The organism is Sorangium sp. So ce131, from assembly GCF_051519095.1.
Lineage (GTDB): Bacteria > Myxococcota_A > Polyangia > Polyangiales > Polyangiaceae > Sorangium.
Window position 1 is genome coordinate 9,553,625 of the sequence record NZ_CP150455.1, and the last position, 12,875, is coordinate 9,566,499.

At 70.3% G+C, this 12,875-nt stretch carries 5 protein-coding genes; 4 read left to right on the top strand and 1 reads right to left on the bottom strand.

Annotated features, from left to right (window positions below):
- Nucleotides 1-569: 569 nt before the first annotated feature.
- The 3 genes from WMF43_RS34605 to WMF43_RS34615 all read left to right on the top strand — a co-directional run bounded on the left by WMF43_RS34605 (nucleotide 570) and on the right by WMF43_RS34615 (nucleotide 8,478).
- Nucleotides 570-5,435, top strand: coding sequence for an FAD-dependent oxidoreductase (locus tag WMF43_RS34605; RefSeq protein ID WP_437671221.1), 4,866 nt, complete (start codon nucleotides 570-572; stop codon nucleotides 5,433-5,435).
- A 607-nt stretch (nucleotides 5,436-6,042) separates the two neighbouring features.
- The gene (locus tag WMF43_RS34610) at nucleotides 6,043-7,050 is read left to right on the top strand and encodes a hypothetical protein (RefSeq protein ID WP_437671223.1); all 1,008 of its coding nucleotides are present in this window, start codon (nucleotides 6,043-6,045) and stop codon (nucleotides 7,048-7,050) included.
- A 159-nt stretch (nucleotides 7,051-7,209) separates the two neighbouring features.
- Nucleotides 7,210-8,478, top strand: coding sequence for a sigma 54-interacting transcriptional regulator (locus tag WMF43_RS34615; protein ID WP_437671225.1), 1,269 nt, complete (start codon nucleotides 7,210-7,212; stop codon nucleotides 8,476-8,478).
- 6 nt (nucleotides 8,479-8,484) lie between these two features.
- On the opposite strand, the gene WMF43_RS34620 is transcribed toward WMF43_RS34615, so the two are convergent.
- The gene (locus WMF43_RS34620) at nucleotides 8,485-10,395 is read right to left on the bottom strand and encodes a bifunctional serine/threonine-protein kinase/formylglycine-generating enzyme family protein (protein ID WP_437671227.1); all 1,911 of its coding nucleotides are present in this window, start codon (nucleotides 10,393-10,395) and stop codon (nucleotides 8,485-8,487) included.
- A 367-nt stretch (nucleotides 10,396-10,762) separates the two neighbouring features.
- Between WMF43_RS34620 and WMF43_RS34625 the strand changes: the two genes are divergently transcribed.
- The gene (locus tag WMF43_RS34625; RefSeq protein WP_437671229.1) at nucleotides 10,763-12,625 is read left to right on the top strand and encodes a HEAT repeat domain-containing protein; all 1,863 of its coding nucleotides are present in this window, start codon (nucleotides 10,763-10,765) and stop codon (nucleotides 12,623-12,625) included.
- Nucleotides 12,626-12,875: the final 250 nt, after the last annotated feature.

Sequence of the window (12,875 nt, forward strand, 5' to 3'; positions counted from 1 at the left end):
CACGCGGAAAGGGCGCCTGCTCGCACACGGTGGCGGTGCCCTCCGTCACGGCGCCGGCGCCGCCGCCGCCGGCGAGGCCACAGAGGAGCGTCGAGCCGTCAGGCCTCCGTTCGAGGGCCACGAACGCCTACAGGTAGCGCGCGAGCGGCGCGGCGTTCGGGTTGAACACGCCGCCGAACGTCAACATCGCCGTGCTGCCCCCACCACGACCTCGTTTCACAGCTCCCCACAGCCCCTCGCCGGAGTTCCCGGGAGGCCGCGACAGCAGGGTCTCGGTCCAGCGCCACCTCGCGCCCTCGGCGCGCCGCTCGAGCGGGACCTCGTTGAACGCGCCGCGCGCACGTGGTCGCCGACACCGGACGGAGCTTCGCGTCGAACTCCTCCAGCGGGACCAGCGCGTGGTCCGGCGCCCGCCGCGAGCACGCTCGCAAGCGTCTGCCGCAGGGCGGCGCGCTCGTCGCGAAACAGTTCATCGTCGAGCACGGGCCGAAGGGCCGCCTTTACTCCAAGCCTCCAGCTGGTTGAGTCGGCGTAGCTTTCGCGGTACGGTAACAAGGTAGGGTATATTCATGGCCTCGTACGAACTTCCCGAGCAGCTCCGCAGGACGCAAGTTCCGAAGATGTCAAGAGTGTACGCGCTCGGTTCGTATGAGTCACGCGTCACTATCCTTTCGCAACAGATTCGCGCTCTCAACCTGATCGAGGACCTCAACGGCGATCGGCCGCTTTCCGAGCAGCAGGTGCTTGTTGTCGGCGCAGGGATCGCGGGGCTAACGGCTGCTACGGCCGCGGCAATTTACGGAGCCAGGGTGAAGATCATCGAGCGCCGCGCAGGACCGCTCATGACTCTCGAGGGAAGCTCAACGCGCTGGGTACATCCGCACATTCTCGACTGGCCTGAGGACGGATCCGGCAATCCTAATGCCAACCTGCCGATATTTGGATGGTCCGCGAACACGGTCGACCGGCTGGTGACCGCTTTCCGCGAGGAGTGGACCAGATGGAAGGCACAGCTCAACATCGACGCGCGCTGGAACGTAAGCGGTATCCGCTTCCCGGACGAAGAAGCAGGCGACAGACTGCGCGTCGGCGAGGTGCGGGTGGAGTGGATCGAGAAAAATGGCAAATTAAAGCACGGCCGATTCCACGTCGTGATCCTCGCCGTCGGCTTCGGCGAGGAGCGGCGGGATACCGCCCATGGTTTTGCTCCTCCGCTCTACTGGGAAGCCGACAGCCTTCACCAGGAGAAGGGCTCTCCAACAGATCCACCGCGACGCATTCTGATATCGGGGACCGGCGACGGAGGGCTCATCGATGTACTCAGGGCTCGCCTAACGAGCTTCGAATATGAGGAACTACTAACAATGGCCGAGCAGGCTGGCTCGGACGTAAAGAAACGCCTCCTCGACATTGAGCGTGAAATCGCTCGTGACGAGGTTGACGCGGCGTCCTTGAGCAGCAGGTACAAGCGCCTCCGGTCCGGCACCGACGCGGCACTCAAGCAGAAGCTCGGGAAGCACAACACCGTCGTACTCAATGGATCGGAGGAAGCGCCGTTCAACCTGGGCTCATCGATACTCAACCGCTTTCTCGTTGCTCGCCTCCTCCTCGTTGATGAAGGGTTCACCACCTATATCGGAGATCGCCTGGTCGAGGTCCAGCGTGAGGGGGCACGCTACCGAGCAAAATTCAAATCAGGACGAACTGAGCTCTTCGATGAGGTCGTCCTGCGCCATGGGCCGCGCTCTCCCCTTGAGGCTCTGCTCCCGTCGCTGCACGACAAGGCTCGAACGGCGTTGGGACACCTCGCGCGCCGGTCGCTGCCCGAGGAGCGCTTCGATCGCTCCAAGTTCCGAGGGGCGAGGGGAGCAGCGTTGGCGGCCCCGCCAGATCCGTACGAACATGGACGGAGCGGTTCGAGTTCGCCCGATGCCGATGCCGGCGCGGCGGTCACGAGCACGGAGGTGGCCGAAGCAGCAGAGGTCACCGCGGCACCGACGATACCGACAGCGCCAACGACCACGGCGACGACCAGCTCGGCGGCTTCTACGACCCTGAAGGATCCGGTGCTTGCGATGGCACGGGAGCACCTGCAAACGAGGCACCTTGTGCTCCTGCAAGGCCCCGTCGGCTCCGGGAAGCGCACGCTGGCGCACGCACTAGCCAAGGAGATGGCCGGCCAGATCGCCGAAGTCGTCGTCGAGCGTGGTACCGGTCGCCTCACGTTCCGGGCCTTGCCAGGCGATGAAGTACTGGTCATCGAGGAGCCGTTCGGACGCCACGAGCTGTCCCCCGAATGGCCACGTACAGCGGAAGACCTCGTCACCTTGGCGGCCTCAGCTTCCTTGTCACGTAAGGTGCTCGTCACGTCGACGCCCACTCCACTCCATGAGCTCGCCGAGAAGCTCGGAGCGCTGCCCTCATGGATCGAGAGAGTCCGCATCGACATTGTGGAGGCCGAAGGGGACCAGTTCCGATTCGACCTTCTCGCTGCCGAGCTCGAGGCCCGCGGGGTCGCGAACGACCACGCCGTAGCTATCTTCTCAGATCGTGCAGCGCTTGCCCGGGAGCTACGGCGACGCATTGATGTGGTCGCGTTCGCGGCCCACGCAGCCCTGGATCCCCAGGCGTCTGTCGGATCGCTACTCAGCCGCATGCGTGAGGAGATGGCACGTATGGCGCTGCACATAGCGATTCAATCGCTCCCGTGGCATGTCGAGCAGCCATCGGCAGCCGCGGTCATCGCCGCCTTTCTGGCTGCAGGGGGGATCGATCAGGACGACAGACGAGCTCTCGCTTCGATCGAGCAAGCAAACCGCATTCCCATCACCAGGATGCTCGATTGGTTGACCCGCCGCAGGCTCCTCCGCGATGCAGATCGGCAGAAGCAACAAGCCAGTGCTCCGATCATTGAAGCGCTCGCGATGGGTTTGCGCCGTTCGCTTTTCGAGGATCGTCTCTTGACCATCGTAAAAGTCGCGCGCGCTCTCGTCGAGACCGGGCAGAGCTCGCGCGTGCGCGAAACCGTGGACAATGCAACCACGCTGCTAGAGCTCTCGCCGGAAGACGTAAGGGGCGCCCTCTGGGATCTACGGAGCGCCTTGATTCGGGAGCTTCTTCAGATCGAACCTAACCGCTTCTCCGAGAGGTTCACATCCGTCGCGGCCTTTCTGCATCAGAGCTCCAGCGCGGAGCGGGGGCCCCTCGAGTTGCTCGCGCGCGCCCTCACCACGACGGCGGAGGCCCCTCGCGCTCGCTGGGGCCTCCGATCCGAGGCACGCACCTGGACACCCCCTACGCTCAGCCTCATGGAGCGCCGTCGGATCTCACGATCTCCGGAGGCACGCGAGTTGGGTCTCCGGTACGTCCGGCTCGCGCTCGCGGACAGGAAATTCGACCTCGGCAGTAACACGATAGCCGATTTCTTCCGGTCCCTGGGATTCACCTTTGGTGATGCGTGGATCGACGCCTTAGAGCAGGCCGTTAGCACCCGGGGCAAGCACGCTCGCGCGATCACGGCAGCGCTGCTCGAGGAGGCCCAGACGAACCCAGAGATACTGCCTTTGGCGGAGGACGTGCTGCGTGAGGCATGGAAGAACGCCGAGCGGCGGTGGGCTGAAGTCGCGGCTCCTATAAAACGGAGAATGAGAGAGGGCGCTGACAGTCCAGTCGACAGCGACGCGCTGGAGCACTATTCGGAAGACATCTACTCCGATGTCCTCGATGCGTTCGATGGTTATGTCGAGATGCGGCGCACGCGGCATGGCTACCAGTGGCTCCTCGATGGGGGGCACGTCGAGCCGCCGTGGACGCGGGCATGGAGAAGCGCCGTGCAGTACGATGACGGCGGGGCGCACGAGGACGAGCTCGTTGCACTCGCCGCACGCGGCGATGACGTGGCGATCTATGGCGTCGCGAGCCTCCTCGCACGGCGCATCGATCTCGTCCCCCGGGTATTTACCCCGGCCAATATCACGGCGCTTGGATGGGCAGCGCCCCAGGTTCTGGCCGCGCTGTTGGCACGGCGCTGGCCTGCGAAGGCCCTCCCCGCCATAAAAGCGGCGCTCGCGAGCCTACAACCCCTCCATCGTCTCGTCGTGCTCGCCTCATGGAGCGACGCGGATGCCGAGGAGCGCACGGAGCTCGAGGCCGTCGTCGATCCCTCCGACGCCTCGGTCAGAACCGCGCTGGCACTGATTCGGTACCGTCATGGCGGCGCGCCGCCTCCCGATGCACTACTCGACGATGCTGCGCGGAGTTGGCTCCTGCGACTCCTCGATGTCCCCCTCGCCAATGTGAACCTCGCGGCGGCCGACGCACTCCTCATCGTGGCACCGGAGACGTGGACCTACCTTCAACGCCATCGCGAGGCGGACGTGCGCGTCAGCGCGATCGATCGGTCCCCGGCGTCGGGTGATGGAATCGGCATGATCGTAGCGGCCTGCTCCGACCCTGACTGGCGGGTGCGCACCGCTGCGCTCTCGGCGCTGCGCACGCGCCCTGTCAATCTCGCGGAGAACCGAGCAGCGCTCCTTGCGATTGCGCACGATAGGAGCCACTCCGTGCGAAACGCCTGGCTCTCGTTCGTCTCCGAGAAGCGATGGGTCGATGCGAGTGTTGCGGTTGCCCGCTTGCTCGAAGACAGGTACGACGAGAGTCCCTCATGGGAGAAGAATTTCACCATCGCTCGACGGGCCGCTGAGGTGATGAACGATCTTGAGCCGATGCCGGACGAGGCCGCGGAGTTGCTCTTATCATTTATAGAGAAGCAACGAGTCAAGGATGAGGATGTGGGCGTGGTCCATAGAGCCCTTGACGTCCTTCCCAAGATTCCGCAGGCGCTCCATGGGCGGGCGACGGACATCGCGCTCGTCCTTGCTGACGGTCGAACGCTGCCGTTTTCGGAGGATGAGTGCGAAAACCTCCGTATCGCAGCGATCTTTGCAGTCGCGACGCTGTTGTCCGATAACGAGATAATTCGGACCACTGAGCGCATCGGACTGCTTTCCGAGCTCGCGACGGGACGCGGACGGCCCGCCGGTTTCACTGCGGTCTCGCTCGGCAGCCTGGGTGAGCAGATGGTCGATCCACGCAGCGTGCACGCTTTGAACAATGCCGACGGAGCCCTACTCTGGAGCGTCGGCGCGTTCCTTGAGGGGCGGCTCGCGACCCTCCGCGAAGGCACACGCGCGTGGCTTAGGGGTATCCTTTTAGAATCACCGTACCGCGAGCGGTTCGACGCGCTGTGCACCCGTGCCGCCGCACCGGATCAAGTGGCGCCTCCAGAGGTAGTGAACATCTTCAGGCGTTGGCTCGAGGACGCCGAGATTCAACAAGGCGGCACGCGAGGCAGCATCCTTCGTGAGATCTTGCCGGATATCGCGAAGACTACCGAGGATGGATTGCTCTCGATCACTTCCGGGGACGAACATTGATCTCCGCATAGGCTGGGCGCGAGCTCCCTGACGTAGAGGGCAGGCGGGTGGCGCCTCGATGCGAGCAGCCGGGTCGACTATCAGCTCAAGTCTGCTCGCTTCTCCGGCTCCAACAGCAGCCCGAGTAGCTGGCCGAGCGCTTGGTGGACGACCCGGGCTGCTTCCGCATCACCGAGTGCGACGGCACGGCTGAGGGTGCTGGCAAGCTCGGCAACCACCGCGACCCGAGGGGACGGGTCGGCTGGCATGAGCTCCTCAGGCCCGAGGCTCACCGGTTGGGCCCGGGTTGGGTCCATGCCTCCCGAACGGGTGCGATCCGTCGTCTTGCCCCCGATAGATCCCGGCCGATCCCACGGCTCGCACCGGTTCGCCACGGCAAATTCGTCCTTGGGCTTCTTCCCTGGTGCCGGGGAGCTCGTCCTCGACCGCCTTGCTCCCACGGCGAGCGCGCGCCGCCGTCGCGCGATCGCGATCGCACAGGGCAGCGCCGGGCGTGATCGCGATCGGACATCCGCTCTGAATCGCGGCCCTAAGTCCACGAATTCACGTCGGATCTCGCCGGCACACGGGCTGCAACAGGCGTCGCTCGGAGAGGAGCCCGATGTCGATGATGACCCGAAATACCTCCGACACGTCCATCACGTTCTCGCTCGCGGAGCTCGCCGAGCTCGAGGAGGCGCGCGTGCGGGAGGAGCACCTCCGGCGCGCGAGGGCGCGCGAGCAGGAAGCCCGCGAGCAGCGCGAGGCCGAGGCGCGCCGGCGCGCAGCGGAGGCGGCGCGGGCCGCCGCCGAGGCAGAGGCGCAGGCGCGGCGCGAGCGGGAGCAGGCCGAAGCGGAGGCGCGCGCGGAGGCGCGGGCGCGGGCGGCGCTCGAGGTCGCGCGCATCGAGGCCGAGGCCAAGGCGCGCCTCGAGGCCGACAACGCGGCGCGCGCGCACGAGCTGGCCGTCGCCCGCGCGCGCGCCGAGGGCCGACGCCGCAGCCTGGTGCACGCGCTCGCCGCGGCGCTCGGCCTCGTGCTCTGCGGCGGCGCAGCGGCCGCGTACGGGGCCGCGCAGCACGTGGCGGGCCTGGAGCAGGAAGCCCGGCGGCTGCGCGACGCCCAGGCCGCGCTGGCGGAGGAGCGCGAGAGCGCGAGGGCGGCCGAGCTGGCGGCCCTCGACCGGCGCCACGCGGCGCTGCGCGGCCGGCCCCTCGCCCGCGACGCCGAGGAGGCGCGCGCGACCGCCGAGGCGGCGCGGAATGCCCTCGATCCGCGGGCGCTGGACCACGACCGGCTGCGGGCGTTCGGGGACGCGCTCGACGCGCTGGAGGCGCGGCTCGACGCGCTCGAGAGGATCGCGGCGCTCGATCGGCGCCACGCCGACCTCGCCGCCTGGGCCGTCGAGCGGCGGCGGACCGAGGCCACGGCGGCGACCCGGGCCGCCGCGGCGCGCGCGAGGGCGGCGGGCGCCGACGAGGGCGCGCTCCGCGCCTACGAGAGCGCGCTCACCCGCCTCCGGGAGGCGCTCGCCCAGCCTGCGACGCGGGGCCCGCAGCCGCAGGTCCGGTCCCCGCAGCCCGAGTGCACGAACCCTGGCGACCCGATGTGCGGGCTCGACGGGCGGCCTCTCTGAGGCGCTTTCGCCGCGCTTCTCTCCGGGCGAACGACGGCGCCGCTCTCCGAGCGAACGACGGCGCCGCTCTCCGAGCGAACGACGGCGCCGCCGCCCCCGGGCGCGGCGCTTCCACGCTCCGGAGGACCATGGCACCCTGCGAGGAGAATGGCCAAGGACGTGCCGAGCACCAGCGAGCACCGGGGCCCGGTGCGGCCCGAGGCCGGGCGGCGGCGGCCGGCGCTGGTGTGCGCCTTCCCGCGGCCGATGGCGCTGGCGCTGCCCGACTCCGGGACCGTCATCGGCCGCGCCTGGCTCGCCGAGCGCGGCCTCGCCGACACGGAGGTTTCGGGCAAGCACCTGCGGATCGATCGCGCCGGCGGCGCGCTGCGCGTCGCGGACGTCGGATCGCGCAACGGCACGTGGGTCAACGGATCGAGGCTCGCGCCGCGCGACCTCACGCCGCTCGACGACGGCGCGGTGCTGAGGCTCGGGCGCACCCTCTTCGTCTTCCGCGAGGAGCTCCACGGCCCCCTCGACCCGGCGCCGCCCGTGGGCGGGCTCGTCGGCCCGTACGGCCTGCGCGCCGTCGCGCAGCCCCTCGCGGGCCTGCCGCGGAGCCGCCCCGGCAACGTGCTCATCGAGGGGGAGACGGGCGTGGGCAAGGAGCTCGTCGCGCGCGCCGCGGCGGCGTCGCTCGGGCGCGCGGCGCCGTTCGCGGCGGTGAACGTGGCCGGCGTCGCCCGCGGCGTCTTCGAGTCCCAGATGTTCGGTCACGTGGCGGGCGCGTTCTCGGACGCGCGCAGCGCCGCGCCCGGGATCGTCGTGGCCCACGACGGCGGGACGCTGTTCCTCGACGAGATCGGCGAGCTCGACCTCGATCTCCAGGCGAAGCTCCTGCGACTCCTGGAGAACCGCGAGGTGCTGCCGGTGGGGGCGCAGCGGCCGGTCCACGTCAACGTGCTGGTCGTCGCTGCGACCAACCGGGACCTCGAGGAGATGGTGGCGCGCGGGGCGTTCCGGCGCGACCTGCTCGCGCGGCTCGCGATGGCGCGCATCCACGTGCCGGCGCTCCGCGAGCGGCGCGAGGACCTCTTCAGCGTGGCGTGCGAGCTCGCGCGGCGCGCGGGCGCCGCGCTCCCGGCGGAAGCGGTCGAGGTCGAGGCCATGGAGCGGCTGCTGCTCGATCCCTGGCCCAGCAACGTGCGCGGGCTCGACGCGGCCCTCGCGGCGGTGCGCCGCCTCGATCACGAGCCCGGGCTGCGGCTGTGGGCGCTCGAGGAGGTGCTGGGGAAGGCGCCGGACGACCAGACGACCGCGCTCACGCAGGAGCGCGTCGAGTCCGCCCTCGCGGCCGCCGGGGGCAACGTGACGTCGGCCGCGGAGCGGCTCGGCGTCTCGCGCGGCAAGCTGCTGCGGTTCCGCAAGCGCACGCAGCAAGAGGAGTGATCGCGCCTACCGGGTCCTGGCGCAGCGGAAGCCGATGCTCCAGCCGCGCGCCGTGGGAGCGCTCGGGCGGCGGTGGGCGGAGCGCACGTACTGGCTCTCGACCGTGTCCCACCCGCCGCCGCGGAGCACGCGGCGGGAGTCGTCGCAATCGCCCCTGTCGTAGGGGCAATAATGGCTCTCGGTCCACTCCCAGACGTTGCCGGCCAGATCCACGGTGCCTGCGGGCGATTTCCCCGCCGGCGATCGTCCGACGGGGGCAGTCGCCGGGGCCGCGTCGCCGTCGTTGTACATGCGAGGCCACGGCCCCTTCCCCACCTTTTCGAGCCGCTCCGTCAGCATCTGGCTGCACTCCGGCCCGCAGGCGTTGAGGCGTTCGCCCGAGGGAGGCGCGTGGCCCCAGGGGTAGGTCCATGCGTCCTGGCCGCGCGCCGCGAGCTCCCACTCCGCCTCGGTGGGCAGCCGCTTGCCGGAGGCGGCGCAGTACGCCTTCGCCTGGTACCAGTCGACGCAGTTGATGGGGTGGTCCGGCGCCTCGGGGCCGTTGCAGAACTGGCTCCAGAAGGAGCGGCCGTTCGGCGTGAGCCCCTCCGACTCGACGGTTTGCCGCGGGCGCTCGCAGGCCTCGCAGTCCAGGTAGGACTTCACCGTGACCTCGGTGGCGTCGAGGCAGAACGACCTCACGGTCACGCCGTGCCGCGGCGTCTCGTCGCTGGGCGTCTCCGCGTCCGCTTCGGAGCCCATCTGGAACTCGGCGCCTTCGATGAGCACCATGCCGCCCGGGCAGCCGCCCGATCCGGCCGGCGGCGCGCGCAGGAAGAGGTACCCCCCCGCGCCCGCCGCGCACGCGGCGGCGGCGAGCCGCACCGCGCGTCCAGCGAGCGTGGCGCGCGTGGCGCGCGCGCCCGAGGCCCCCCGCGCCGCGGGCCGCTCCGCGGCGCGCGGGTGGAGCGCGGTGTGGCCGGCCGCTGAGCCAGGGACGGAGCCTGCCGTCACCGGGTCGCCCGCGCGGCCAGCGGGCGCGTCGCCCTCCATCACCTGCGCCTCGATCGGCGCCTCCAGCCCCAGGAAGGCCTCGACCATCTCGCGCGCCGACTGGAATCGGCAGCTCGGATCGACGGAGAGCGCCTTGGCGAACCAGTCGTCGATCGACGCCGGCAGGTCCGGCCGCTGCTCGGTGGCGGGGCGGAACTTCCCCTTCAGGACGGCCGCGCCCACGGCGACGAACGAGCTGCCCTGGAACGGCTGCGCGCCGGTCAACGTCTCGTAGAGGACGACGCCGAGCGACCAGAGATCCGAGCGGAGATCGACGTCCTTGCTCCCCTCGAGCTGCTCGGGGCTCATGTAGGGAGCCGATCCGATCACCATCCCGGTCTCGGTGAGCGCGGGGCTCGCCGCCGGCGCCGCCGCGTCGCCCGCCATCTTCGCGACGCCGAAGTCGAGCACCTTGACGAAGAGCGGGTATCCTTTGCTCCCCTCCGTGATGAAGACGTTGTGGGGCTTGATGTCGCGGTGCACGATGCCGTGTTCGTGGGCGCACTCGAGCGCGCTCCCCACCTGCCGCACGAGCGACCTCGCGGTGGCGAAGCTGAGGCGGCCGCCGCGCTCGAGGAGCTCGGCCAGCGAGAACCCGCGCAGGAGCTCCATCACGAGGTACGGCACGGCGCCTTCGACGGCGCCGTAATCCATGACCTGCACCACGTGCGGGTGCGCGATCCGCGCCGTGGCCATCGCCTCCCGGCGGAAGCGCGCGACGAGGGCAGGGCTCGCCGCCACCCGCTCGGGACGGATGAACTTCACCGCGACGTCGGTGTCGAGGGCGAGGTGCCGCGCCGCCCACACAACCCCCATCCCGCCCTGCCCGAGAGGCCTCAGCAGGTGCAGCTTGTCCGCGATGACGGCGCCAGGTCGGAGCTCCACGATGGCCGGGCGATTGTACCACCGGCGCGCCAGCGGCTGCGCGGCGCCGAGCCGGCCTGAAAAAGCGAGGCCAGCTCAACGACGTATCCATGCCTGTTCGAGGACCCGGCAGCGAGGCGCGATGTATCCAATGCCATGAGCGTTCGACTCGAGAGGATTGATCCCGAGCCCATCCCCTCGAGCGTCACGAGGGCACACACCCCCCTTCCCCACCGTCATCTCCGCTGGTTCCGGGCTCGATTGCGCCGGCGGGCGGGCTCCCGCGCCCCTCGAGCCATCCCGGCGAGCAGCTCCGCGGAAGCGGCGCGGGGCTCTCGAAACAACACCCGCTCGTCGCCGGGCGACAACGTACTACGCTCCCTCGGCGATGACCCAAGGCGTCCGCCCCTTGCACGAGCTCCGCGACGAGGCCCGCTCCGCGCTGGCGCGGAGCGACCTCGGCCGCGCCCGCGACGCGCTCTTCAGCGCCCTCCAGCACACCATCGCCCGCGAGGAGGACTACGTCGCCATGACCGACGAGCTCCGCGACGTGCTGGTCCGCCTCGGCGACCACAAGAGCGCGCTCACGGTCGCCTGGTACGCGGGCAGCGAGGTCACCCAGCGCCCGCTCATCCCGCACGTCCCGCCCATCGACCGCGCCCGGACCGTGCTCGCCTGGGCCGAGCGGGAGCAGGACCCCGAGCGGCAGAAGCGGCTCTACGCCCGCGCCGCCGACGAGTACGAGGCCGCCGGCCTCGTCGCCCAGGCCGCCATCGCCCGCGAGCGCGGCCAGGACTTCGCCCGCGCCCGCGCGCTCTGGTCGCGCCTCGCCCAGCTGCTCTCCGCGTCGGGCGCCGACCTCTACGCCGCCGGCCTCGCCCGCTTCAACCTCGCCCGCACCTCGCTCCGCACCGGCGACGCCGCGGCCGCCCGCGAGGCCGTCTTCGCCTCCGTCCACCTGCTCGAGGAGGCCGCCGACCGGTACGAGACCATCGGCCAGCGCGAGCGCGCCTTCGACTGCTACCAGGTCCTCATCGCCGTCGGCCGCGAGAGCCGCGCCTTCGAGCACGTCCTCGAGGGCTACGTCAACGTCATCCGCATCCTCCGCGAGGACCACCTGCGCTACTACGCGCTCCAGTCCTACGAAGAAGCCGTCTCCGCCGCCGAGAAGCAGGGGGAGATCTCCGCCGCCGCCACGCTCGCCCGCGAGATGGCCACGTACGCCCGCAAGGAGGGCCTCGCCGCCGTCGCCAACTTCGCCGTGCTCGCGCAGGCCCGCCTCTGGCAAGAGGTCTCCGCCGTGTCGCAGAAGCGCGCGGCCCCGCCGGAGATCGCCGAGAACGCCCTGCTCGCCGCGGTGATCGCGCTCGGCGAGGCGGGGCAGTACAGCAAGGTCGGCGGCGTCTACCGCGCGCTCACCCAGCTGCCGCTCGAAGAGGCCCGCAAGAAGCACTACGCCCGCGCCGCCGGCCGCTACGTCGACGCGCAGGACCTGCCGATCGACGCCTCGCCGCTGCCCGCGCACCTCCGCCACGAGCTCGGCTTCCCCGACGTCTGGCACATCGATCTCGTCGAGTGGGAGCAGGCCGGCAGCGCCAGCCAGGCGTGCGGCGACATCGTGCTCGACCCGGCGCAGTGGTCCGAGGTCACCCGCCGCCGCGCCATGCTCGCGCGCCTCCTCTCGCTCCAGGTCGAGGGCGCGGCCCCCGAGGGCGCCCCCCGCGCGGCCCAGCAGATCATCAGCCTCGCGGAGCAGCTCGCGACCGTCGAGCTCTACACGATCCTCTCGCCCCTCGAGCACCTGTTCCGCCGCCCCGAGCCCAAGATCCGGGTGGCCGTCGTCCGCGCGCTCTCCCGCTTCCTCTACAAGCGCACGTTCATCACGCTCCGCGACGCGCTCGCCGACCCCGACCCCACGGTGGTCCACGAGGCCGCGCGCGCCCTCGAGGAGCTCCGCTTCCCCCACGCCTTCGACCCGCTCGCCCGCATCTACCGCGAGTCGCAGGCGCCCGCGGTCCGCGCGAGCGCCGTGCGCGCGATCGCGAAGATCGACACCCTCGAGGCCGCCGAGATGCTGCTCGGCATCCTGCAGCACGAGGGCAGCGACGAGCGCGCCGCCGCCGTCGACGCGCTCAAGCGCGCCCGCGGCATGAAGTTCGTCGACCTCGCCCGCGGCTCGCTCGCGGAGCTGCCGAGCTCCGCGCAGGCCGTCGTGCGGGAGATCCTCCAGAGCCGCGGGGTCAGCGCGTGAGCGCCCCCCCGAGGGCCCCTGTCGACCCCGCGCGGCAGAGCGCCGGGGCGGCTGCCTGCCCGATCAGGACTCCATCGTGTGTCGATATCCCACCTTTGCCGCGACGCGCGATGTAACCTCGCGATTGCGCGGCGCGGCAAAGGGGATTCCTTAACGACTTTGCACATCACCTTGCGCCGCCCGCCGCGCTCCAGTCGGGGTACCCTGCACGCGTCAATCCAACTCATCCCGAAGGATTCTCGACGCGCGA